Origin of the sequence: Nocardia sp. NPDC060220 (assembly GCF_042727815.1) — a bacterium.
Taxonomy (GTDB): Bacteria; Actinomycetota; Actinomycetes; order Mycobacteriales; family Mycobacteriaceae; genus Nocardia.
The window spans coordinates 1-23169 of sequence record NZ_JBHWZY010000007.1 but is presented as its reverse complement, the minus strand read 5'-3'; the positions used below and the strand labels follow the sequence as shown (position 1 = coordinate 23169).

General features: G+C 67.5%; 21 protein-coding genes. 7 read left to right on the top strand and 14 right to left on the bottom strand.

Translation table 11 applies throughout. The annotated features are described in order from the left end of the window. Both ACFWF3_RS00945 and purF read right to left on the bottom strand, forming a co-directional pair. A partial coding sequence (locus ACFWF3_RS00945; protein WP_379311937.1) for an ABC transporter substrate-binding protein occupies window positions 1-1444 on the bottom strand: 1444 nt, incomplete at its 3' end. 323 nt (window positions 1445-1767) lie between these two features. After that, the gene (gene purF, locus ACFWF3_RS00940; RefSeq protein WP_378631779.1) at window positions 1768-3348 is read right to left on the bottom strand and encodes an amidophosphoribosyltransferase; all 1581 of its coding nucleotides are present in this window, start codon (window positions 3346-3348) and stop codon (window positions 1768-1770) included. Between the two features lie 298 nt (window positions 3349-3646). Here purF and ACFWF3_RS00935 point away from each other — a divergent pair, with 298 nt between their 5' ends. Beyond that, a complete protein-coding gene (locus tag ACFWF3_RS00935; RefSeq protein WP_379311936.1) occupies window positions 3647-4912 on the top strand; it encodes a YhgE/Pip domain-containing protein in 1266 nt (421 codons plus the stop codon). Window positions 4913-4931: 19 nt separating this feature from the next. Here ACFWF3_RS00935 and ACFWF3_RS00930 read toward each other — a convergent pair whose 3' ends face one another. Continuing rightward, entirely contained in the window at window positions 4932-5345 is a 414-nt protein-coding gene (locus tag ACFWF3_RS00930) for a sterol carrier family protein (protein ID WP_378658043.1), read from the bottom strand. A gap of 91 nt (window positions 5346-5436) precedes the next feature. Here ACFWF3_RS00930 and ACFWF3_RS00925 point away from each other — a divergent pair, with 91 nt between their 5' ends. After that, window positions 5437-5937 carry a hypothetical protein gene (locus tag ACFWF3_RS00925; protein ID WP_379311935.1) on the top strand — a complete coding sequence of 167 codons (501 nt, stop codon included), beginning with the start codon at window positions 5437-5439 and terminating at the stop codon, window positions 5935-5937. A gap of 82 nt (window positions 5938-6019) precedes the next feature. After that, window positions 6020-6886 (top strand): alpha/beta fold hydrolase, encoded by an 867-nt coding sequence (locus tag ACFWF3_RS00920; RefSeq protein ID WP_379311934.1) that lies wholly within the window; start codon window positions 6020-6022, stop codon window positions 6884-6886. 6 nt (window positions 6887-6892) lie between these two features. On the opposite strand, the gene ACFWF3_RS00915 is transcribed toward ACFWF3_RS00920, so the two are convergent. After that, a complete protein-coding gene (locus tag ACFWF3_RS00915; protein WP_379311933.1) occupies window positions 6893-7522 on the bottom strand; it encodes a CPBP family intramembrane glutamic endopeptidase in 630 nt (209 codons plus the stop codon). After that, on the bottom strand, window positions 7519-9222 hold the full coding sequence (locus ACFWF3_RS00910; RefSeq protein ID WP_379311938.1) for an alpha/beta hydrolase: 1704 nt from the start codon (window positions 9220-9222) through the stop codon (window positions 7519-7521). Before ACFWF3_RS00910 ends, ACFWF3_RS00915 begins: the two co-directional genes overlap by 4 nt. 155 nt (window positions 9223-9377) lie before the next feature. Here ACFWF3_RS00910 and ACFWF3_RS00905 point away from each other — a divergent pair, with 155 nt between their 5' ends. After that, a complete protein-coding gene (locus ACFWF3_RS00905; RefSeq protein ID WP_056818759.1) occupies window positions 9378-9665 on the top strand; it encodes a YiaA/YiaB family inner membrane protein in 288 nt (95 codons plus the stop codon). A 46-nt stretch (window positions 9666-9711) separates the two neighbouring features. Here the strand turns inward: ACFWF3_RS00905 and ACFWF3_RS00900 are convergent, their stop codons facing one another. Together ACFWF3_RS00900 and purL are read right to left on the bottom strand one after the other, a co-directional pair. Continuing rightward, a complete protein-coding gene (locus ACFWF3_RS00900; RefSeq protein ID WP_379311932.1) occupies window positions 9712-11406 on the bottom strand; it encodes an alpha/beta hydrolase in 1695 nt (564 codons plus the stop codon). A gap of 96 nt (window positions 11407-11502) precedes the next feature. After that, window positions 11503-13797, bottom strand: a complete 2295-nt coding sequence (purL, locus tag ACFWF3_RS00895) for a phosphoribosylformylglycinamidine synthase subunit PurL (protein ID WP_378990593.1) — start codon at window positions 13795-13797, stop codon at window positions 11503-11505. 163 nt (window positions 13798-13960) lie between these two features. Between purL and ACFWF3_RS00890 the strand changes: the two genes are divergently transcribed. Then, window positions 13961-15217, top strand: coding sequence for a glycosyltransferase 87 family protein (locus ACFWF3_RS00890; protein WP_379311931.1), 1257 nt, complete (start codon window positions 13961-13963; stop codon window positions 15215-15217). Between the two features lie 40 nt (window positions 15218-15257). Here the strand turns inward: ACFWF3_RS00890 and ACFWF3_RS00885 are convergent, their stop codons facing one another. After that, window positions 15258-16550 carry a M18 family aminopeptidase gene (locus ACFWF3_RS00885; protein WP_379311930.1) on the bottom strand — a complete coding sequence of 431 codons (1293 nt, stop codon included), beginning with the start codon at window positions 16548-16550 and terminating at the stop codon, window positions 15258-15260. Between the two features lie 60 nt (window positions 16551-16610). Further along, window positions 16611-17048, bottom strand: a complete 438-nt coding sequence (locus tag ACFWF3_RS00880; RefSeq protein ID WP_378631758.1) for a MarR family winged helix-turn-helix transcriptional regulator — start codon at window positions 17046-17048, stop codon at window positions 16611-16613. A gap of 60 nt (window positions 17049-17108) precedes the next feature. Here ACFWF3_RS00880 and ACFWF3_RS00875 point away from each other — a divergent pair, with 60 nt between their 5' ends. Continuing rightward, entirely contained in the window at window positions 17109-18182 is a 1074-nt protein-coding gene (locus tag ACFWF3_RS00875; protein ID WP_379311929.1) for a substrate-binding domain-containing protein, read from the top strand. 16 nt (window positions 18183-18198) lie between these two features. On the opposite strand, the gene purQ is transcribed toward ACFWF3_RS00875, so the two are convergent. Together purQ and purS are read right to left on the bottom strand one after the other, a co-directional pair. Then, window positions 18199-18876, bottom strand: a complete 678-nt coding sequence (purQ, locus tag ACFWF3_RS00870) for a phosphoribosylformylglycinamidine synthase subunit PurQ (RefSeq protein WP_378631755.1) — start codon at window positions 18874-18876, stop codon at window positions 18199-18201. Further along, on the bottom strand, window positions 18873-19109 hold the full coding sequence (purS, locus tag ACFWF3_RS00865) for a phosphoribosylformylglycinamidine synthase subunit PurS (protein WP_056818769.1): 237 nt from the start codon (window positions 19107-19109) through the stop codon (window positions 18873-18875). Before purS ends, purQ begins: the two co-directional genes overlap by 4 nt. Window positions 19110-19206: 97 nt before the next feature. Here purS and ACFWF3_RS00860 point away from each other — a divergent pair, with 97 nt between their 5' ends. Beyond that, window positions 19207-19851, top strand: a complete 645-nt coding sequence (locus ACFWF3_RS00860; RefSeq protein ID WP_378990597.1) for an MBL fold metallo-hydrolase — start codon at window positions 19207-19209, stop codon at window positions 19849-19851. Here the strand turns inward: ACFWF3_RS00860 and ACFWF3_RS00855 are convergent, their stop codons facing one another. From ACFWF3_RS00855 to ACFWF3_RS00845, 3 genes are read right to left on the bottom strand one after another with little or no spacing between them, the layout of a single operon-like run. Next, window positions 19852-21198, bottom strand: coding sequence for a dipeptidase (locus tag ACFWF3_RS00855; protein WP_378990598.1), 1347 nt, complete (start codon window positions 21196-21198; stop codon window positions 19852-19854). It abuts the gene before it with no gap. 11 nt (window positions 21199-21209) lie between these two features. Continuing rightward, window positions 21210-21647 (bottom strand): hypothetical protein, encoded by a 438-nt coding sequence (locus ACFWF3_RS00850; protein WP_379311928.1) that lies wholly within the window; start codon window positions 21645-21647, stop codon window positions 21210-21212. Beyond that, window positions 21644-23068, bottom strand: a complete 1425-nt coding sequence (locus ACFWF3_RS00845) for an APC family permease (RefSeq protein ID WP_378990601.1) — start codon at window positions 23066-23068, stop codon at window positions 21644-21646. Before ACFWF3_RS00845 ends, ACFWF3_RS00850 begins: the two co-directional genes overlap by 4 nt. Window positions 23069-23169: the final 101 nt, after the last annotated feature.

Here is a 23169-nt window from a genome sequence, read left to right as displayed (position 1 = left end):
GGAAGTTCTGCGCCAGATCGGTCTGGATCTTCTTCAGCAACTCGGCCCGCTTGGTGGGGTCGCCCTCGGTGGTCTCGGCGGTGAGCTGGGCATTGATGCCGGGGTTCTCGAAGTGCGACTGCAGGAAGTTGTTCGGGCCGAAGAACGGCGTCAGGTAGTTGTCGGCGTCCGGGAAGTCCGGGAACCAGCCGAACTGGTACATCGGGTAACCGTCGGAGGCGCGCTCCTTCTGGTAGGTCACCCACTCGGTGGACTGCAGGTTCACCTTGAACAGACCCGAGGCCTCCAGCTGCGACTTGACCGCCGCGTACTCCTCCGAGGAGCTCGAGCCGTAGTGATCGGGGTTGTACTGCAGGTTCAGCGTCACCGGGGTGGTCACGCCCGCGTCGGCGAGGAACTTCGCGGCCGCGGCCTTGTCCGGCTTGGCGCCGTAGAGGTCCTTGAGCGGCTCGGCCGCACCCGCCATGCCGGCGGGCACGTAGCCGAAGGCGGGCTGATAGGTGCCCTTGTAGACGCCGTTGGCCAGTGCTTCGCGGTCGACGGAGGACGCGAAGGCTTTGCGTACGGCCAGCTTCTGCTCCGGGGTGTTGCCCGGCATGGTGTTCATGTTGAACACCACGTAGCGCAGCTCGCCGCCGGGGCCGTCGGTGACCTTCACCTTGGAATCGGCCCGCAGGGAGTCGATGTCGGTGGGGGTGAACGAGCGGTAGCCGACGTCGATGGCGCCGTTCTGCAGGTCCAGCTTCAGGTTGTCGGAGGTGGCGTAGTACTTGGTCGACACCGTCTTGGTCTTCGGCGTGCCGAGGATGCCCTGGTAATCGGGGTTGGCCTGGTACTCGACGAGCTTGTTCTTGTCGTAGCTCGAGATCGTGTACGGGCCGGAGTAGCCCTTGGCCTTGACGACCTCGTCGTCGGTGGCCACCTTGTCGGCCGGGAACACCGCCTCGTCGACGATGGGGCCCGCCTGGGTCGGCAGGATGGTCGGGAAGGTCTGATCGTTGGCGACCTTCAGCGTGAACGCGACGGTGAGATCGTCGACCACATCGGTCTTCTCGAGATTGCCGAGCAGCGACGCGGGACCGTGCGGATCGTTGATCTTCACCATCCGGTCGAAGGAGAACTTCACGCTCTTCGCGGTCAGCGGGTTACCGCTGGCGAATTTCAGCCCGGACTTGATCTTGCAGGTGTACACAGTGGGAGTGGTGAATTCGCACTTTTCCGCCGCGTCGGGCTTGGGCGTGGTATCGCCCGGTGCGAAGTTCAGCAGATACGAATAGATCTGGTTCTCCACCAGCAACGAACCGTTGTCGTACGCCGCGGCCGGGTCGAGCGAGAAGATCTTGTCGGTGGTACCGACGACCAGGCCCGCACCGGAGCCCGCCTCATCGGTGCGGCCGGAGCCACAACCGGCCAGCGCGGCGGCGACAGCGGCGGTAATACCCACTGCGGCAATTTGTTTCGCGCGCGTACTTCGTGCCTTGTTCAACATCAGGTCCCATTCTCGAACGCCGCGCAGCCGTCGCACCCGGATCACAGGGGCGACGACTACATGGTGAGCTAGCGATATATCGAGGGACCGTACAGGTGAACCATTACCGCCCAGTTTCAAATGGTCCGAATTATTGCCGCCATGTTATGAACTAATCTTACGAAATTGCCGGTTACCGGAATTACTCTCGTACACAACACAAAAGGGGCCGATCAGGTTTATCCTGTCCGGCCCCTCTGGTGCGGCGTAGTGCGACGTGTCTTTACCGCCGACACGTGTTATGGACGGCTCAGTGCGTCCACGTTGGCGTTCTCACCGAGCAGCTTCGACTCGGCCTTGCCCGAGAGCATCCCCTCGAGCACGTTCTTGCCGATGGCGGCCTCCGGCGGCAGTTCGATCGGGTAGTCGCCGGTGAAGCAGGCGGTGCACAGGCGCGAGCGCGGCTGCTCGGTGGCGGCGATCATGCCCTCGGTGGAGACGTAGCCGAGAGTGTCGGCGCCGATGGAGCGACGCACGTTCTCGACCATGTCGGCGTAGCTGTCGTCGGCGCCGGTGCCGTTGGCGATCAGCTCCGCGCGCGAGGCGAAGTCGATGCCGTAGAAGCAGGGCCACTTCACCGGCGGCGACGCGATGCGCACGTGGATCTCGAGCGCACCGGCCTCGCGCAGCATGCGGATCAGCGCACGCTGGGTGTTGCCGCGCACGATGGAGTCGTCGACGACGATCAGTCGCTTGCCCCGGATCACTTCGCGCAGCGGGTTGAGCTTGAGGCGGATGCCGAGCTGACGGATCGTCTGGCTGGGCTGGATGAAGGTACGGCCCACATAGGCGTTCTTCATCAGGCCCTGGCCGTACGGAATGCCGGAGCCCTGGGCGTAACCCACCGCGGCGGGCGTGCCCGACTCGGGCACCGGGATCACCAGGTCGGCCTCGACGGGATGCTCCTTGGCCAGCTTGCGGCCGATCTCCACGCGGGTGGAGTGCACCGAGCGCCCGGCGATCGTGGTGTCGGGGCGCGCCAGGTACACGTACTCGAAGACGCAACCCTTGGGCTCGGGATTGGCGAAGCGCATGGAGCGCACGCCCTCGGAGTCGATGGCCAGCAGCTCGCCCGGCTCGATCTCACGGACGAACGCGGCGCCGACGATGTCGAGCGCGGCGGTCTCGGACGCGACGACCCAGCCACGGTCGAGCCTGCCCAGCACCAGCGGGCGCACGCCGTGCGGGTCACGCGCGGCGTAGAGGGTGTGCTCGTCCATGAAGGTGAGGCAGAACGCGCCGCGCAGCTGCGGCAGCAGCTCCATCGCGGCGGCCTCGATGCTGGAGTCCGCCGAGGCGTGGGCCAGCAGCGCGGTGACGATGTCGGAGTCGGAGGTGGCGCCGGTCATCTGCGGGCGGCCATCGATCACACCGGCGCCGATCAGGCCGAGTTCGCGTGCGCGACCGGCCAATTCGGCGGTGTTCACCAGGTTGCCGTTGTGGCCCAGAGCGAGGCCGGAGCCGACGGAGGTGGTGCGGAAGATCGGCTGCGCGTTCTCCCAGGTGACGCCACCGGTGGTGGAGTAGCGACAGTGCCCGACGGCGATATGCCCCGGCATTGCCGCGAGCGTCTGCTCGTCGAAGACCTGGGAGACCAGGCCGAGATCCTTGAAGACCAGGATCTGGGAGCCGTCGGAAACGGCGATTCCGGCCGCCTCCTGCCCGCGATGCTGCAGGGCGTACAGGCCGTAGTAGGTGAGCTTCGCCACGTCTTCGTCGGGAGCCCAGACGCCGAAGACGCCACACTCCTCGCGAGGGTCGTGTTCGATCTCGTCGGGGGTATTGGGCGTGGGGACGATCGTGGGATCGACGTCGGTCACCGTTTGCTCCCTGTTCGGGCGGGCTGGGGGCACTAGTCAGTCTACGGGTCATCCGCAGCGGGTAGTACGCGCGCTCGCATCCCGGCAGCAATCCACTGGTCACGAACCCGCCGATCGGCCACACAGAGCTGTTACGGTGCGCATCGTGACGACGGACGACAGTGCACACGTTGCAGCCGGTGGAACCGGGTCGCATAGCGACAACACCGGTGCGGAGCCGATTGATTCCGACCAGAAACCTCTCGGCGAAGCGACGTTCGCCACACCGAACTTGAATCGGCGCCACTGGGCTCGCATCGTGCTCGCGCCGACCGCGGTGTTGACCGTGCTCACCGCACTGCTCGGCTTCATGTACCTCGGCTATATCGCCGACCCGGAGAAGAATCTGCACGACTTCCCGATCGCGCTCGTCGATTCCGACGTCGGCGATGTCATGGGTTCGGGCGATCAGCGCAAGCAGGTCGATTTCGGCAAGCAGATCGCGGATGCGCTCGTCGCGGGCGTGCCCGCCGATCAGATCGACTTGCGCGTCGTCGGAAAATCGGAGGCCGAGCAGTTGCTGCGCACCGGACAGGTGTACGGCGCGATCATCATCCCCGGCGATTTCAGCAAACGCCTGGGCATTCTCGGCACGGGCAGCATCGTGCCCGGCGAGATGGAACGGCCGATCATCACCCTGCAGACCAACCCGCGCATGGGCGCCTACGGCGTCGGGATCGTGCAGCGCATCGGCGACCGGGCGCTGTCGGAGGTCGACAAGCAGGTCGGGCTCCAACTGACCGAGCAGGTACGGGCGACCCTGGCCGAAACACCGGCGGGCGCACCGCCGCCGCAGGTGTCCGGCGCGGCCATGATCACCCTCGAGAGCCCGATCGATGTGGTCGCGCAGGAATTCCGTCCGCTGCCGAGCGGCACCGGGATCGGCCTGACGGCATTCTTCTTCTCCCTGCTCCTGCTGCTGGCCGGGATGGTCGGGGCGATGGTGATCCACACGATGGTCGATTCCCAGCTCGGCTTCATGCCCACCGAATACGGCCCCTGGTCCGTGCACTATCCGCCGACCCCGATCTCGCGCTTTCACACCCTGCTCATCAAGTGGGGGGTTTCGGCGCTGGTCGCGGTGATCGTTTCGCTGGTGTTCCTGCTGGTGGCGAAGGTAGTGGGCATGCCGGTCGACAATCCGCTGGCCCTGTTCCTGTTCTCGGTGCTCGCCATGATCGCGGTCGGCTGGACCGCGCTGATGACGCTGGCCGCCCTGGGCACCGCGGGTCTGCTGGTGAACCTGACCCTGTTCGTCATCCTCGGTCTGCCGTCCTCCGGCGGTACCGTCCCGATCGAGGCGACGCCGACCTACCTCGCGTGGCTCGCCGAATTCGAGCCGATGCACCAGGTGTTCCTCGGTGTCCGCTCGATCCTGTACTTCGACGCCAGCTATGCGGCGGGTCTCGACCGCGGCATCTGGATGTCGCTGCTCGGCATCGCGATCGCCGTCGTCCTCGGCACGATCATCACCCGCTACTACGACTACAAGGGCCTGCACCGCAAGCACACCGCGGCCGCGTGAGCCGGCGACCCGGTTGCCGCTATTCGGCAGCCGGGTCGTCCCGCGCGGGCAGCGCCACGATCGGCAGCCACCCCGCGATCTCCCCCGCCCTTGTCCCCGAGGCGCTCACCACCCCCGCCCGCACCGCGTCGTCGAATCCGAGCAGCCCGGTAGCCAGCAACAACCAGGTCCGCGCATCCGTCTCCACCACATTCGGCGGATTCCCCCGGGTATGCCGAGGCCCCTCGATGCATTGCACGGCCACGAACGGGGGCACTCGCACCTCCACCGAATGCCCCGGCGCACTCCCCGCCAGGGCGCGCGCCGTCCCCTTCACCGCGGCCCCCAACTCCCCCCGCCCCGGCACCGGCAACGCCGGATCCCGCAACCACTCCCCCACACCCAGCACAGCCGCCCGCACCTGCGCGGGGTCGACCACATTCCGTCCAGCCATACCGCGAGACGCTACCGACGTTCACCGACATTCCGGTCACCCGAGCCGACTCCGTGACCCGAACATCGAACACCCGCTAGCGTGACTCCCGATGAGACGCGCGACTGCCTTGATCTCGATCCCCGCGGCGGCGCTGATCGCCGCCTGCCAGACACCCGACGACACCACCCCGCCCGAGCCCCCGCAGACCGTGCTGGCGTGCCAGGGCAAATATGTGACCGGCCCACAAACGATCGCCGGATTCGACCTCTCGAAATTCATGCAGCGCACCCGCCTGCCACCGGATGTCCGCATAGCCGCGGGAAGATCGGCCGTGTCGCCCGAGCGACCGGGCTCGGTCGATTTGTACCTCGACCTCTGCCTGCCGGGCACCGCGACGATGAACGACCTCCTCCCGGTCGCCACCGACCTGGCTCACGAGCTCAAGGCCGACGAACTCGGCTCCCGCACAGACACATTGACCATCGCCTGCGTGTGCGCCCACCTCCCTGGCCGGACCGAAGTGCGCGACGAGGACTTCCTCGAGCACCCGTGGAACGGCACACCGTCCCGCGACGCCGAGTACCTGACCTGGACCCGGTCCGACAGCTGAAACAGGGGCTCACGGCAGCGCCGCGACGGCCGATCGAACGCCCGACGGGGCCGATCGGCGGGGCTCGTCGTACATTCGTCCTATGAGTGTCACCGATCCCCTCGAGCCGACAACGCTGCGATTGCGCGCTGCCGACGGGCTCACCCTGGTCGCGGACAGCTTCGGCGCGGAAGGCGGCCCGTTGGTCGTGATGCTGCACGGCGGCGGACAGAACCGGCATTCGTGGAAGCGGACGGGACGGGCGCTGGCCGCGGCGGGGATGCGGGTTGTCGCCGTCGACGCGCGGGGACACGGGGACAGCGATTGGTCACCGGAGGCGGACTACTCCAGGACCGTGATGGTGGCCGACCTGCACACCGTGCTCGAACAGCTCGGTGCGACGCGGGACGCGGGCGCGGTGGTGGTCGGGGCCAGCATGGGCGGGATCACCGGACTGCTCGCCACCGCGACGCCGGGTGGCAGCGCGATCCGCGCGCTCGTCCTGGTCGACATCGTGCCCCGTTCGGAGTCCGTGGGCGTGGAGCGCGTCATGGACTTCCTCGGCAGGCACCGCGACGGTTTCGACACCCTCGACCAGGTGGCCGACGCGGTCGCCGCCTACCTGCCGCACCGCCCGCGTCCCGACAACGCCGACGGTCTCCTGCGCAACCTGCGTCAGCGGGACGGCCGCTGGTACTGGCACTGGGACCCGGACCTGATCAGCGACGTCAACGACGACCCGGAAGCCCGCATCGTCGAGATGGAAGCCGCCGCCGAGGCGCTCACCATCCCGGTCCTGCTGATCCGCGGCGGCAAGTCCGACGTGGTCAGCGACGAGGGCGCCGCGGCATTCCTGGCGCTCACACCGCACGCCCGCCTGGCCGAGATCAGCGCGGCGGCCCATACCGCCGCGGGCGACGACAACGACGCCTTCACCGAGGCCGTCGCCGATTTCGTCGCGACTGCCTGAGCGGGGTTACCCCCGCAGCCCGTCCACCCACCGAGCGGCGGCGGGCGCGAGCGCTCCGCCGGCATTGATCGCCAGATGCAGGAGCGCGGGCGCGGTGGCACTACCCGACCGGCGCCGGAGTTCGGTGAAAACGAGACCGGCGAGGGTGGTGGCCAGCACCGTGGGGACAACCGGATCGCCCGCGACCCGTGCCGGCCGGATGTGCCAGAGGCCGAAATCGAGGGCGCTGATCACGGGTGCGAGCGACCCGGCGCTCTCGGCGAGCACCGGGTCGAGGGTTCCGCGGAAGACGGCTTCCTCGGCCAGGACAGTACCCACGGGGATGTGCAGGCCGATCCATTCGAGGGTCGATGTCTCCGGTGCGCGGACAGCGATCTCGAGCGGGAGGCGTCGCAGGGACGGGATCGACAGGGCGACGGCGTAGCCGGCGACGACGACGGCCGCGCTGCCGAAACCCCAGCGGAAGCCACTGGGCGACAACCAGTTCGGGTTACCCCGAAAGAGTTTCGTGTAGCCCGTCGCGAAGGCGATGTTCGCCGCGGTGCGGCCCCGCAGCGCAAGATCGAGGGCGGGGAGAACCCGGTTGCTCCACAGCAGCGGAAGAGCCAGCGCGGCAACAGCTTCGAGCCTTCTCACTTCACCTCCCGCTCGTAGGTTTCCGCCGATTCCAGTGCGGCACGGATGCTTTCGACGACATCACCGTCCATCCCCGGCGGCGCCGCGACGGCCAACCACCCGTCCAGCACCAAACTCCCGTACCGGTGCCCGTGCCCGTCGACCACCCCCTGCGCGTTGGTGAGATCGGCCGTGACCTGCCAGAACGTCACGAACGGCGCCCACCGCATCTGTGTCGACACATCGGGACCGCGCGGTTCGCTCAACCAATCCGGCCGGGTGAAGATCAGATCGGCCGACCACCACACGATCGGGTCGGACGGATGTTGCAGGTAGGCGATGCGGGGTTCGCGCCACGGCTCGGCGCGATCGAGATCGGTTGCGTCATCGGCGAATCGGACGACGAGCCCGTCCGCGTACACCGGCGCCACCGCGGGCGTCCCCGGATCGCGGCGGTCGACGAACTGCCGCCACAACCGATTCGAATTCGGCGGCCCCACCCACAACGCGCCGTCGACCTCCTCGCGAAGATCGGCCAGCCCGTCGAACGCCTCCTCCGACCCCTGCGAACCCAGACTCTCACCGTAGACGAACAGCTTGGGCCGATGCCCCTCCGGCTGGGCCGACCACCGCTCGTACACCGCGTCGAACAGCTCCCGGCTGGCCGCGGCCGCCTTGTCCCGGTCCGACAGGAACGAGAGCACGCTGGGCAGATACGAGAACTGGGTCGCCACGATCGCCGTATCCCCGCCGTAGAGGTATTCCACGGCGCCCGCGGCCATCCCGTTGACCCACCCGGTCCCGGTCGTCGTGACCACCACCATCGCCTCGCGTTCGAAGGCTTCGGTCCGCTCCAGTTCGGCGACGGCCAGCTGCGCGGCGGTCTGGTCCCGAGTCACCGACTCCAACCCCACATAGGCCCGGATGGGCTCGCGCGCGGTCTTTCCCGTCACCTCGGTGATCGCGGCGGCACTCGGCCCGTTGGACACGAACCACCGCCCCTCGAACCCCAGCGACTGCCACGGCGCCAGCGATCCCGGACTCCCCGAACGCTCCGGCGCGATCGGCTGCACCGCGTACGGCGTGGCCCGATCGTTGCGCACGCTGAACGCCGAGTTGGCCACCGCGAAGAACGCCCGCGAGGCGACGCCGTTGAAGATCGTCACCGCGAGCACGACCAGCACCAGCAACCCGGCGGCGGGCGCCACTTCGCGCGGCACCCGCACCCACCGATTGAGCTGGCGAGCCAGGCCGAGCACCATGACGCGCACCGTCCGATACGCGGCCACCACCGCCACCCCGACGGCCATGCTGAGCAGTCCGGTCCGCAGATAGGCGGGCGTGGTGGTGCCCGCCATCCCCATGAGCGAGGTGATCTCGCGCTGCCACCGCGCCGACTGCACCAGCATCAGCGCCGCCACCAGCGCACACCCCACCAGCACGGTCGCCTTGATCGCGTATCGCAACCGATCGGACGGGCTCGGAATCGGAATCCGCGACCGCACCCACCGCCGGAACAACCACTCGAGCACACATCCGAGCCCGTAACCGATCGCGGCGTTGATCCCGCTGATCAGCCCCTGGAACAGCCAGTCACGCGGCACCAGTGAAGGGGTCACCGACAGCCCGAAGAACAGCGTCGCCAGCACCAATCCGACGTAATTCAGATCGACGACGACCTCAACGCGCCGCAAGACCACGGCGCCGCGCGCACGCAGCATCGCGGTAGTCGAAGCGCGCTCGGTCACCGCCCCAGTATGGCGGCCGGTACCGACAATCACCGGATTTGTGACTGCGGAGCCGCTCACAAACTACGTACCGCACTCGAGTAGTTGTACGCGCGATCACGACACCGCAGATCAGCACACTGAGAGCCATGAGCACAAACACCAAGCCGAAGAACACCTCGGCCTACATGGCCCAGGCCGCGATCGCGTTCGCTGTCAGCCTGTTCGGGACCGGCGCCGGAATCGCGTACCTGCCGCTGGACGGCTGGCAGCGCGCGTTCCTGGCGATGTCGGGCCTGTTCCTGGTGACCAGCTGCTTCACCCTCGCCAAGGTCGTGCGCGACCAGCAGGAGACTCAGTCACTGATCGGGCGGATCGACGAGGCGCGGCTGGAACAGCTGATCGCCGAACACAATCCGTTCAAATCGGTGTCGTGAGCCGAGCCGGGCGGCGCCGATCGAGGGGTTCGGCGCCCCCGGTTCGTCACTTCAGCTGACGTTCGGTAGCCATGGATTCTTCGAGGAACACCCGAATCCTGGCAGCCAATTCCGGTGTGTAGTCCGGTGGCTGGGCCACCGCGGCCCACGCGTCGGGCACCAGGTTGCCGTAGTTGTGGCCGTGCCCGTCCGACACCGTCTGCGCGCGCGGCAGATCCGCGGCGACCTGCCAGAACGTGACGATGGGATACCACGACATGGCCGGTGAAACATCGGGTCCGCGCTTCTCCCGCAACCAATCCGGCTGACTGAACAGCAGATCCGGCGACCACCACACCACCGGATCGGAGGCGTGTTGCAGGTAGGTGATGCGCGGGTCGTTCCAGGCCGGCGTCGGCCGGGCCAGCTGATCGTCGTCGGCGGCGAACCGCACCGACATCCCGTCGGCGTAGATCGGGGTGATCTCGTCGGTGCCGGGGTCACGTCGGGTCACGAATTCCGACCACAACCGGTTGGAGTTGGGCGGTCCCACCCACAGCACGCCGTCGGTGCGATTGCGAATGTCGGCCAGACCGGAGAACGCACCCTCCGACCCCTGCGAACCGAGGCTCTCGCCGTAGACCAGCAGCTTGGGTCTGGCGTCTTCGGGCAGCGCCGACCAGCGTTCGTACACCTTGTCGAACAGCGTGCGCCCCATGGTCATCGACTTGTCCCGGTCGGACAGGAACGACAGCGCGCTGGGCAGATACGAGTACTGCGTCGCCACCAGCGCGGTGTCGCCGCCGAACATCAACTCGATCGCCTCGGCGCTGACGGTATCGACCCAGCCGGTGCCGGTGGTGCTGATCACCACCAGCACTTCGCGTTCGAAGGCCTTGGTGCGGTCGAGTTCGGCGATGGCCACATCGGTCTGCGCCTCGACCCCGTCCGCGGATTCCAGTCCCGCGTAGACCCGAATCGGTTCGCGCGCGGGCTTTCCGGTGACCTGCCCGATCGCGAGAGCGGTCGGCGCGTTCGCCACGAACCATCGGCCCTCCGAACCCAGGGTGTCCCACTTGGCCAGCGACTCAGGGCTGCCGGAGCGTTCGGGCAGCGTCGGCTGGACCGCGTTCGGTGAGGTGTGACTGTTGCGCGCGCTGAACGCCGAATTGGCGACGGCGAAAAAGCCTTTCGCCAGCACACCGTTGAACAGCAGCACCGCGGCCACCAGCACGACGATCACCCCGAGCGGCCGGGCGAACGCCGCCGGAATCCGCACCCACTGGTTCAGCGCCCGCGTCACCGCGCGCACCAATCGCATCACCAGGCGCGAGATCCAGATCAGCAGTCCGACCACCACCGCGCCGACCAGCACCGTCCGCGGATACCCCGCGTCGGACACCGGCTCCATCCCCATCAGATCGGTGATCTGCCGCTGCCACTTCGAGGACTGGATGCTCATCAGCACCGCGAAGATCAGGCACGCCATCACGATCGCGCTCTGCAGCGCCACCACCAGCCAGCTCGGCCGCCGAGCCCATGCCGTGCGCACCTGCTCGGGCCAGGTGATCCGCGGCGCGACCCATTTGCGCCAGGCCCACGCCAGCAAGCAACCGAGCCCATAGCCGATCGTCGCGTTGATGCCGCTGACCAGCCCCTGGAAGAACCAGTCACGCGGCAGCAGCGAGGGTGTCAGCGACAACCCGAAGAACAACGTCGCCACGATCAGGCCGGCGTAGTTGGGATGAAAAAACCTCTCCACCAGGTGAATTCCCCTGATGAAGAGGTTCTCGCGAACTGCCGGTGGAGAAGCCGAGCTCGTATCCTCAGTGGTCACAAGCTCGACTCCTCTGTCCGATCAGGCGGTGTGCGCTCCGAACAGCTTAGGCAGCGTGCCTTCGAATGCCTCGCGCAATTCGGCGAGTGTCACGGAGAACTGCCCCTGGACCTCGACCGAATCCGAGCCCTGGTCGACCACGCCGATGCGCACCCACGGCAGCTGCCGCGCGTCACACATCTTGGTGAACCGGGTCTCCTCCGAACGCGGCACGGCGACGAGCACCCGGCCGGCCGACTCGGAGAACAGCTGCACGAACGGGTCAGAACCCTCGGGGAGCACGATGCGGCAACCGGTTTCGCCTGCCAGCGCCGCCTCGATGACGGTCTGTGCCAGGCCACCCTCGGACAGGTCGTGCGCGGCGGAGATCATGCCGTCGCGCGAACCCGAGGTGAGCACCTCCGAGAGCAGCTGCTCGCGGGCGAAGTCGACGCGCGGCGGCACGCCACCGAGGTGGTCGTGGGTGACCTGCGACCAGATCGAGCCGTCCAGCTCGTCGTGGGTCTCGCCGAGCAGGATCAGCGACTCGCCCGGCTCGAGGCCGAGGCCGGTCGGGATGCGGCGGTGCACATCGTCGATCACGCCGAGCACGCCGACCACCGGGGTGGGCAGGATGGCGTCCTTACCGGTCTGGTTGTAGAAGCTCACGTTGCCGCCGGTCACCGGAATGCCCAGTGCCGCACAACCATCCGCGAGGCCGCGCACGGCCTGCTGGAACTGCCACATCACGCCCGGATCCTCCGGCGAACCGAAGTTCAGGCAGTTGGTGACGGCCTTGGGGGTGGCGCCGGTGGTGGCGACGTTGCGGAACGCCTCGGCCAGCGCCAGCTGCGCGCCGGTGTACGGGTCGAGCTTGGTGTAGCGGCCCGACGCGTCGGTGGCCAGGGCGATGCCGCGGCCCGAGGACTCGTCGATGCGGACGACGCCCGCGTCGGCGTGCTCGGCCAGCACGGTGTTGCCGCGCACGTAACGGTCGTACTGCTCGGTGATCCACTTGCGGCTGCACAGCTGCGGGCTGGCGATCATCGTGAGCAAGGTCTCGCGCAGCTCGTCGCCGGTCTTGGGCCGGGTCAGGGTGGCGGTGGTGTCGGCGATCAGCGCGTCCTGGGTGTCGGGGCGCTGCACGGGGCGCTCGTACACCGGGCCCTCGTGGGCGACGGTGCGCGGCGGCACGTCCACCACGGTCTCGCCGTGCCAGGTGATGACGAGGTGGTCGCCGTCGGTGACCTCACCGATGTCGGTGGCCAGCACGTCCCACTTCTTACAGACGGCCATGAACGCGTCCACGTTCTCCGGCGTGACGACCGCGCACATGCGCTCCTGCGATTCGCTCGACAGGATCTCGGCGGGGGTCATGTGCGCGGCGCGCAGCGGGACCTTGGTCAGGTCGATGTGCATGCCGCCGTCCCCCGCCGCGGCGAGTTCGGACGTGGCGCAGGACAGACCGGCGCCGCCGAGGTCCTGGATACCGACGACCAGCCCGGCCGCGTACAGGTCGAGACAGCACTCGATGAGTACCTTCTCGGTGAACGGGTCGCCCACCTGCACGGCGGGCAGCTTCTTGCGGCCGGTGCCGGACTCGTCACCGGAGAAGGAGTCCGAGGCGAGCACGGACACGCCGCCGATGCCGTCGAGGCCGGTGCGCGCGCCGAACAGGATGATCCGGTTGCCGTTGCCCGAGGCGAAGGCCAGGTGCAGGTCTTCCACGCGCATCGCGCCCGCGCACAGCGCGTTCACGAGGGGGTTGCCCTGGTAGGAGGCGTCGAACACGGTCTCGCCGCCGACATTGGGCAGGCCGAGCGAGTTGCCGTAACCGCCGACGCCGCGCACCACGCCGTCGACCACGCGACGGGTGTCGGGGGCGTCCGCCGCACCGAAGCGCAGCTGGTCCATCACCGCGATCGGGCGCGCGCCCATGGCCATGATGTCGCGCACGATGCCGCCGACGCCGGTGGCCGCGCCCTGGTAGGGCTCCACGTAGGAGGGGTGGTTGTGGCTTTCCACCTTGAAGGTGACGGCCCAGCCGTCACCGATGTCGACCACGCCGGCGTTCTCGCCGATCCCGGCCAGCATCGAGGCCTTCATCTCGTCGGTGGTGGTTTCACCGAAGTAGCGAAGATGCACCTTGGAGGACTTGTAGGAGCAGTGCTCGCTCCACATCACCGAGTACATCGCCAGCTCGGCATCGGTGGGCCGACGGCCCAGAATCTCCTTGATGCGGGCGTACTCGTCGTCTTTGAGACCGAGTTCCTTGTACGGCTGCGGAGCATCCGGGGTGGCTGCGGCGGTAGCGACGGTGTCGACCTGCAGTGTCACGGGAGACCAGGGTCCTTTCGGCCGGGGGGAACTTGATCTGCAGAGTCTAATGGTTGCGGGGTAACCGCCTGCCGCCCGTCCTGCCCTCACGCTGGGGAGGCGGCCGGATTCGGTCTGGTCACACTTGCGGTTGGGCCATTGGGGTACCCATTACTCTGGCGCTGTGAACGAAAGTCCGGGGGTTGCCGAGCAGGTCGAGCCGCGTATTCCCGATTCCGACAACCCGGACCGCCAACGACGCTGGCTGACCGCCGCCATCGGTTTGTTCGTGGTCTCCGCCGCCGTCGCACTGCTGGCGCACTGGTGGCACGGGTTCATCGACCTGCAGGTCTACCGCAACGGCGCGCGGGTGTGGCTCGACGGCGGCGACCTCTACGGCCCGATGCCGCCGGTGTACGGGCTGGGCCTGCCGTTCACCTACCCCCCGCTGGCCGCGATGTTCTTCGTGCCGCTGGCGCTGATGCCGCTGGTGGTCGCCGAGGTCGTCGTGCTGCTGACCTCGCTGGCGAGCCTGGGAATCGTGTTGTGGCTGGTGCTGGTTCGCGTGCGCCCCGAACTCGACCGGATCTCGGTGCTCACCGTGCTGATCGCCGGGCTCGGCCTCGCCCAGTACCTCGAACCGGTCCGCCAGACGTTCAACTTCGGCCAGATCAACCTGATCCTGATGGCCGCGGTCGCCCTCGACATTCTCGTGCGCAAGCCGTTCTGGCCGCGCGGGATGCTGATCGGCATCGCGGTGTCGATCAAGCTGATTCCGGCAGGCTATCTGCTGTACTTCCTGCTGCGCCGGGATTGGAAGGCCGCTGCCACCATGGTCGTCTCGGCCGCGGGCGCGGTGGGCGTCGGTTTCCTGCTGTTCCCCAAGGACTCGGTCGAATACTGGTTCCACACCGTCTCCGACACCGGCCGCATCGGCACGCCCTACTTCGCGGGCAACCAGTCGATCAAGGGCACGCTGTTCCGCCTCGGCCTGAACGAATCGCTGGCGACGGGCCTGTGGCTCGGTCTGTCGGCGGTCACCATCGCGCTGGCCGCGGTGTGGATGTACCGCCTGATCGGCGTGGGCAACGAGGTCGGCGCGCTGCTGGTGAACGCGGCGGCAGTGCTGTTGGTCTCACCGGTGTCGTGGTCGCATCACTGGGTCTGGGTCGCGCCCGCGCTGGTCGTCGCGGTCAGCCTGGCCGTGTCTCGCCGCTCTCGCGGCTTCACCACCCTCGTCGCCCTGTTCACGGTGATGTTCATCGTGGGCCCGCAGTGGGTGTTGCCACATTCGGGCGACAAGGAACTGGCCTGGGCCTGGTGGCAGCAGATCATCGGCAGCAGCTATGTGTGGACCACGTTCGCCGTGATCGTCTACGCGGTGCTCACCTATCATCCCAGCCGAAAGTCCTCGACCGCACCGGAACTCGCGTCGGCCTGACCTCGGCGGCCATCGAGGCCGAGCCGATCCCCTGCCGCCGTCAGTCCGTCGCGTCGGGGGTGAGGAAGGCCGCGAGCGCCGAGGCATAGGCGGGCACGTCGGCGGCACCCATCAGTTCGCGGCACGAGTGCATGGCGAGCTGGGGTGCGCCCACGTCGACGGTCGACATGCCGGTGCGAGCCGCCGTCATCGGGCCGATGGTCGAGCCACAGGGCAGGTCGGCCCGGTGGACATACCGTTGCAGCGGCACGCCGGCCTGCGCACACGCCAGGGCGAACGCGCCCGCGCCCGCCGCGTCGGTGGCGTAGCGCAGGTTCTGATTCACCTTGAGCACCGGTCCACCGCCGACCTCGATGCGATGCGCGGGCTCGTGCCGGTCCGGGTAGTTCGGGTGCGTCGCGTGCGCCATATCACCGGAGGCGACCACCGAACCGGCAAGCGCGGCAAGGTAATCCGCGCGCCCACCGCCACGGGCCAGCACGATCCGCTCCAGCACGGCGGGCAGCAGATCCGATTGCGCCCCACGATCGGACTGGCTCCCGACCTCCTCGTGGTCGAACATCACCAGCACCGCCGTCGCCGCACCCGGCTCGTCGGCGGACGCGAGGAAGGCCTGCAGTCCGGCGTAGCAGGTGCCCTGGTTGTCGAGCCGCGGCGCGCTCACCAGGTCGAGGTCGCGACCGACGATCGTGCTCGACGCGAGGTCATGGGTCATCAGTTCCCAGCCGAGCACATCGGCACCGTCGACCTCGGCCCGCTCGGCGACGAAGTCGAGGAACGAGGCGGGCGCGTCGCCGATCCCCCAGATCGCATTCACGTGCCGCTGCGGGTCGAGGGTGACCCCGCGCCGGTCCTCGGACAGGTGGATGGCCAACTGCGGCACCCGCAGGATCGGCTCGTCGATCCGCACCAGCACATCGCGCATCCGCGCGCCCTCGCGCACACTGAGCCGCCCCGAGAGACCGAGCTCGCGGTCCAGCCAGGAGTTCAGCCAAGCCCCGCCGTACGGCTCGAGCCCGACGAGCTGCCACCCCGCCCCTGCCAGATCGGGATGCTGCTTCACGCGCAGGTTGGGGCTGTCGGTGTGCGCGCCGACCACCCGGAACGGAGCAGCGGGGACGGCGTCGTAGTCAGCCCACGCGATCAGCGAACCACCGCGCACCACATAGTGTTTGCCGCCCGCGTCGTCCCACGCCGACGCCTCCGTCAACGGTGTGAACCCGTTGCCGTCCAGCTCGGCCGCCACCGTCGCGCACACATGGAAGGGCGAGGGTGACGCATCGATGAAGGCACACAATCCGCTGGCCGTGGCCGCTGTCAAGGAAACCGGCATCCTGCGATCCTAGGCACGATGCCGTGCCCCGGCACCCCGCCCCGGAATACCGCGCTCGGATCAGTCGTCGCGTTCGGCGATCACCGCGAGCGCGGCCAGTAATTCGCCGTAGCGGCGATTCCCCAGGCGGCAGCGTAATTCTTCCTCCGCGAGCTTTTCCTGCGCGCGGATCCTGGCGGCCAGTTTGGCCCCGAGACTGCTCAAGCCGATCAGGATCCGGCGACGATCGTCGGTGGCGGCGACCCGGAAGATCAATCCGCGTTCGGCGAGATTGTCCGCGTGCCGGGTGGCCGACGACGGGGCCAGCCGCGCCTGGGCGGCCAGTTCCGACATCGTCATCCCGTCGTCGGTGGACAGCTGCGACAGGATCGCCCAGTGGTCGGCCGTGAGATTGTCAGCCGACAGCGCCGATTCGAGCCGGCCTACCCAGTTGCGCTCCGCGGAGCGCAGGGCGCCGTGCAGCGTGGAATACCCACTTATGATGGACACCGATTGCATTCCCACCTGCCGAGAAATTCATTCGAACAATCCTGTTCGCGCTAGGCGATAGAGTACAGAATGCCCTCGTTGGACCAGAGCCGGGATGAAACGATCGAGATTCTCTCGATCGTGCCCACACAAGGCCCTGGCGGCATCATCGCGCCATCGTGTACCGCGGCCATTTCCCTGGCAGTAGACGAAATCAATAGCGGCACAGGAATTCTGGGCCGTGAAATTCGTCTCACCACCCTCGACGGCGGCCGCGAACCACACGAAGTCGCCGCCGAAGTAGCGGCCTTCCTGGCCACCGGAATGGTCGGCGCGATCACCGGTTGGCACACCTCCGCGGTACGTCGAGCAGTCGCCGAGGCCGTGGACGCCCGCGTTCCCTATCTCTACGCCACCGACCACGAGGGCCTGCCCGACGAACGCCCCGGCGTCCTGCTGGTGGGCGAACATCCCGACCACCAGACAGTTCCCGCGGCCGCGTGGATGGCCCGCGAACTGGGAGTGCGCCGCTGGGCCGTTATCGGCAACGACTACATCTGGCCCCGCCGAACCGCCCGAGCCCTGCGCCGATCCCTGCCGAATCCGTACGACATCATCGTCGAGCACTACGTGCCGCTCGGCACCGCCGATTTCGGCGACTTCCTCGGCAACCCGACGCTGCTGCTGGCCGACGCGGTCCTGATCCTCATGGTCGGCGCCGACACCGCCCGCTTCAATCGCCAGTTCGCCGCCACCGGCCTGCCCGCCCTGATGCCCCGGCTCAGCCCGGCGGTCGACGAGAACGTCCTGCTCAGCGCGGGGCCATCAGCGAACGCCAACCTCTATGTGGCGTCGAGTTTCTTCATCGACAACCACAGCGCCGAAGGACGTGCTCGCCGCGCCCGCTATCACCGGCATCAGGGTCGATTCGCCCCCGCGCTGACCACTTTCAGCAACTCCACCTACGAGGCGATCCACCTGCTGAACACCCTGGCCGAGACCACCGGCACCCTCGACGTGAAAACGATCATCGCCGCGGCGGAAACGGGCCTGGTGCTGGACGGCCCGGCCACCCGCCGGGGTTTCCTGGGCAATCAAGCAGTAGGCCCCGCCCACCTGGCAACGGCGAACGGGGTCGACTTCGACATCATCGACACGCTCTAGTGCCGATGCGGGGCTGTCAGGCCTTGACGAAACTATCGATCACCGAGAAGAACATGCCGAGACCGTCGTCGCTGGGGCCGGTCAATGCCTCGGTCGCGTGCTCGGGGTGCGGCATCAAACCGACAACCCGCCCGTTGGCCGAGGAAATCCCGGCGATCCCGCGCTGCGAACCGTTCGGGTTGTCACCGGCGTACCGGAACACCACGCGACCTTCGCCTTCGAGCTCGTCGAGCACCTTCTCCGAAGCCTGGAAACGCCCCTCGCCCGACTTCAGCGGGACAAGAATCTGGGCGCCCGGCTCGTACCGCGAACTCCACGCGGTATCGGTCGCCTCGACCTTCAACCACTCGTCGCGGCAGATGAAGTGCAGTCCCTCGTTGCGGGTCAGCGCACCCGGCAGCAGCCCGGCCTCACACAGCACCTGGAATCCGTTGCAGATACCGAGCACCGGCAGACCCTGCCCGGCGGCGCGAACGACCTCGCCCATCACCGGCGCGAACCGTGCGATCGCGCCACACCGCAAGTAGTCCCCGTAGGAGAACCCACCGGGCACGATCACCGCGTCGACACCCTTGATATCGGCATCGGCATGCCACAGGCTCACAGCCTCGGCGCCGGCCAATCGCACCGCGCGAGCGGCGTCGACATCGTCGAGCGTGCCCGGGAAAGTAATAACGCCAATGCGTGCGCTCACGAGACCCGAACGACCTTCCAGTCCTCGATCACCGTGTTCGCCAGCAGCGCCTCGGCGATCTGCTCGAGCTGGGCGTCCGACACACTGTCGTCCACCTCGAGCTCGAATCGCTTGCCCTGCCGCACATCCGAGATTCCAGCGAATCCCAGACGCGGGAGCGCGCCGACCACGGCCTGTCCCTGGGGGTCCAGAATCTCGGCCTTCGGCATGACCTCGACCACGACTCGTGCCACGCGTTGCTCCTCAAGTGATGTGGGGGTTACCTCGGAAATCTTAGTTGACCGGGCCGTCGTGCCCGCGTTCCGGGGTCACGGCGGCTTAGCATCGGGTATGCGCATCGCCCACTTCGGTCATTCCTGCATCCTCGTGGAACTGCACGGCGTGAAAGTGCTGTTCGACCCCGGAACCTTCGCGCACGGGTTCGAGGGCATCACCGGCTTGGACGCGATCGCGGTGACCCACCAGCACCCCGACCACATCGATCCGAATCGGATCGGCGATCTCATCGAGAACAACCCCACCGCCCGGCTGCTGTCGGATCCGCAGACCGCACAGCAGCGCAGCGAGGGCTGGGAGCCGGTGTCGGCCGGTCAGGTGCTCGATATCGGTGACTTACAGATCACCGGCGGCGGCGGCAGGCACGCGGTGATCCACCCGGAGATCCCGGTGATCGACAACACCGTCTTCCAGCTCGGCACCGAGGCCGACCCCGCCCAGCTGGTCCACCCCGGCGACTCGCTGTGGGTGCCGCCGGTCCCGGTCGGCGTGCTCGCCATCCCGGCCGTCGCCCCGTGGATGCGCATCGCCGAGGCCGTCGACTATCTACGCGCCGTCAACCCCCGCACCGCGGTGCCCATCCACCACGGCATCATCACCCCCTCGGCCCAGGGCATCTACTTCGGCAGGCTGACCGAGATGGCCCCGGCAGGCACCGAGTTCCGCGTACTCGAACCCGAGGACCAGGGCCAGTTCTGATCAGCGGTAGCTGGTCAGGAACAGCGCCTCGGCCAGTGCCATGTGCTCGATCTCGCTGGGGTCGACGCTCTCGTTGGGCGCGTGGATCAAGCACTTCGGCTCTTCGACGCCGATCAGCATGATCTCGGCCTTCGGGTAGGTATCGGCGAAGACATTGCACAGCGGGATCGACCCGCCCTGCCCCTCGGTGGTCACGTCGCGGCCGTAGGAGGTCGCCATCGCCTTTTCCATGGCCGAGCGGGCGGGGCCCTGCGTGGACGCGACGAACGGTTCGCCGAGCGCCTCGACCTCGATGTCGAGTTCGGCGTTCCACGGCACGTGCGCGCGCAGGTGCTTCTCCAGCAGGTCGTAGGCCTGCTTGGGGTCGGTCCCCGGTGGGATGCGCAGATTGAGCCTGGCCCTGGTGCTCGGCTGGATCGCCGCCGACGACCCGACCACCGCGGGCACGTCCATCCCCAGCACGGTCAGCGCGGGCCGCGCCCACAGCATGTCGGACACGGTTCCGTTGCCGAGCAGGCCGACACCGTCGAGCACACCCGCGTCCGACCGGAAGTCCGCCGGCGGATACTGCGCGCCGGTCCACTTCTGATCGCCGGTGAGTCCGTCGATCGTGGTGTTGCCCTCGGCATCGCGCAACGACGACAGCAGCTGGATCATCGCGGCGAGCGCATCGGGCGCCGGTCCACCGAACATTCCCGAATGCATCGGCCCTTCCAGCGTTGTCACCGTCAGCACCACATTCACCATCCCGCGCAGGGTCTGGGTGAACGTCGGCACCCCGACCGCGAAATTGCCGCAGTCGGCGACCAGGATCGCATCCGATTGCAGCAGAGCGGGATTGGCGACGACGAACTTCTCCAGGCCGCCGGTGCCCTGCTCCTCCGATCCCTCCGCCACCACCGTGATCCCGATCGGGAAGTCGGGTCCGATCGCGCGCAGGGCGGTCAGATGCGTGACGATATTGCCCTTGCAGTCGGCCGCACCACGCCCGTACCAGCGCCCGTCCTTGTCGGTCAGCGTCCAGACCGGTGTCTTCCACGCGGCGTCGTCGAGCGGGGGCTGCACGTCGTAGTGGCAGTACAGCAGCACCGTCGGCGTGCCGGGCGGCCCCGGCTTCGACGCGATGACGGCTTTGCTGCCGTCGGGCGTCTCGTGCAGGCCCACCTCGGTCAACCCCGCCGCGGCGAACGCGTCGGCCACCCACTGCGCGGTCTGTGCACACCCTTCCGGCGGGAACTGACGCGGATCGGCGACGGATTTGAACGAAACAAGCTGGGCCAGATCCTTTTTCGCCTGGCCCATCAGCCCGGAAACCTTGCCGCGCAGCGCCGTCACATCGTCGGTCATCTCTTCGCGCCTCACTTCGTCGTGTCGTCGAGCTTCAGGGTCTCGAGATGAGAAAGATAGTCCTGCAAGCGATCCGGGCAATAGGTGGCGATCGTGAGCGCCACCGCCTCGGTGGTGGCGCGCGGGCCGATCACCGGACGCTGTCCGGGTCCGGCCGCACCGTTGGTGATCGAGGCCTGGTATTTCGCCTTGATCATCGGCGAACTCGGGTCCTGGCAGACCGACCCGCCGTCGTCGCCGAGCGCGTCGGCGATCACGTTCGCCTCCGGTGCGGGCAGACCGGCCGCGACCAGACTGTTGTGCAGCTGTTCGGCTTTCGCGCTCGCCTGGGTGTTCTCGCGGATCGCGGTGAAGGTGAACAGCCCGATCAGGGCGAACACCACGAGCAGCACACCTGACGTGATGTAGATCCAGCGTCGCTTGTGGTCGGGGGCGTCTCCGGTCGTCATGCCTGCTGCCCTTCCGGTACGGCGAATTTCCAGCTGTCCCTGCGATTTCGGTAGAACAGATACGGAATGAGCAGCCCGACGATGCCGAGGCCGCCACCCACGATGAGCACGTACACCCACGGACTGCCCGAGCCGAACTGTGACGGCGGCACGAAGCCGATCGTGAACGCGGCGATCGAGGAGGCCGCGCCGAGCGCGCACAGCGCCATGAGCGCGGGCGCCCGGTAGCCGCGCGGGTGGTCCGGATCGTCGCGACGCAGCTTGGCGGCCGCGGCGAACATCAGCACGTACATGATCAGATACACCTGCGTGGTGATCACCGACAGAATCCAGTACGCGCTCGAGACATCGGGGATGAAGGCGTAGAGCAACGCGATGAACGTGGTGAACACGCCCTGCGCCACCAGCATGTTCTGTTGCACGCCGTGTTTGTTGAGCCGGGTCAGGAACGGCGGCAGATACCCCTCGCTGCGCCCGATCAGCAACAGCCCCTTCGACGGTCCGGCCAGCCAGGTCAGCATGCCGCCGACGGCCGCGGCCACCAACGCGATGCCGACGATCGGGGTGAGGAAGCCGATTCCGAAGTGCGCGAAGAAGGCGTCGAAGGCCTGCATCACACCCGCGGTGAGGCTGAGGCTCGCCGCGGGGACGACCCAGCTGATCGCCAGCGCGGGCAGGATGAAGATCACCAGCACCAGGGCCATGGCCAGGAACATCGCCTTCGGGAATTCCTTGGCCGGGTTCTTCAGCGACGACACGTGCACCGCGTTCATCTCCATGCCCGCGTAGGACAGGAAGTTGTTCACGATCAGCACCAGGCTCGCCAACCCCGCCCAGGCCGGCAGCAGGTGCGACGAATCCATCGGCGCCGCGGACGGATTGCCCTGCGCCAGGAAGACCAGGCCGAGCACGACCAGCAAGGTGCCCGGGATCAGCGTGCCGATGATCAGGCCCATACTCGACAGCCCGGCCACGGTCTTGGTGCCCTGCGAGGACACGTACACACCCGCCCAGTAGACGGTGATGATCACGATCGCCACATACAGGCCGTTGGAGGCCAGCGACGGATGAATGATGTACGCGAAAGTGCTTGCCACATAAGCGAGCAGGCTCGGATAGTAAAAGATCGTCATGGCGAACTGGCACCAGACGGCAAGAAATCCGAGCGGCTTACTCAACCCCTGACTGACCCATTGATATACGCCGCCCTGCCATCCCGACGCGAGTTCCGCGGCGACCAGCGAGGTCGGCATCAGAAACAGAATCGCGGGAATGACATAGAGGAATACGCAGGCCAATCCGTATACGGCCATGGTGGGCGCTGATCGCAGACTCGCCACCGAACTCGTGGTCATCAGCGCCAAGGTCACCCAGGACATATATTTCGTCGTCGTCGCGACTTTCGTCGAAGTGCCCGTCATCAGCGCTGCCTCCTGCTGTGTTCACACAACTAGCGGAAACCACTCGATCAACTGATGAATCATAAATCGGGCAGGGAGGTTTCGAGGCCACCGCCGCGCGC

What these genes read in the sequence shown, in the direction of transcription:
- ACFWF3_RS00930 (WP_378658043.1), bottom strand. Translation starts at nt 5,345, where the DNA reads ATGGCTGGACGGAATGTGGTCGACCCCGCGCAGGTGCGGGCGGCTGTG.
- ACFWF3_RS00925 (WP_379311935.1), top strand. Translation starts at nt 5,437, where the DNA reads ATGAGACGCGCGACTGCCTTGATCTCGATCCCCGCGGCGGCGCTGATC.
- ACFWF3_RS00920 (WP_379311934.1), top strand. Translation starts at nt 6,020, where the DNA reads ATGAGTGTCACCGATCCCCTCGAGCCGACAACGCTGCGATTGCGCGCT.
- ACFWF3_RS00910 (WP_379311938.1), bottom strand. Translation starts at nt 9,222, where the DNA reads ATGCTGCGTGCGCGCGGCGCCGTGGTCTTGCGGCGCGTTGAGGTCGTC.
- ACFWF3_RS00905 (WP_056818759.1), top strand. Translation starts at nt 9,378, where the DNA reads ATGAGCACAAACACCAAGCCGAAGAACACCTCGGCCTACATGGCCCAG.
- ACFWF3_RS00885 (WP_379311930.1), bottom strand. Translation starts at nt 16,550, where the DNA reads ATGCCGGTTTCCTTGACAGCGGCCACGGCCAGCGGATTGTGTGCCTTC.
- ACFWF3_RS00880 (WP_378631758.1), bottom strand. Translation starts at nt 17,048, where the DNA reads ATGCAATCGGTGTCCATCATAAGTGGGTATTCCACGCTGCACGGCGCC.
- ACFWF3_RS00875 (WP_379311929.1), top strand. Translation starts at nt 17,109, where the DNA reads ATGCCCTCGTTGGACCAGAGCCGGGATGAAACGATCGAGATTCTCTCG.
- ACFWF3_RS00860 (WP_378990597.1), top strand. Translation starts at nt 19,207, where the DNA reads ATGCGCATCGCCCACTTCGGTCATTCCTGCATCCTCGTGGAACTGCAC.
- ACFWF3_RS00855 (WP_378990598.1), bottom strand. Translation starts at nt 21,198, where the DNA reads ATGACCGACGATGTGACGGCGCTGCGCGGCAAGGTTTCCGGGCTGATG.
- ACFWF3_RS00850 (WP_379311928.1), bottom strand. Translation starts at nt 21,647, where the DNA reads ATGACGACCGGAGACGCCCCCGACCACAAGCGACGCTGGATCTACATC.
- ACFWF3_RS00845 (WP_378990601.1), bottom strand. Translation starts at nt 23,068, where the DNA reads ATGACGGGCACTTCGACGAAAGTCGCGACGACGACGAAATATATGTCC.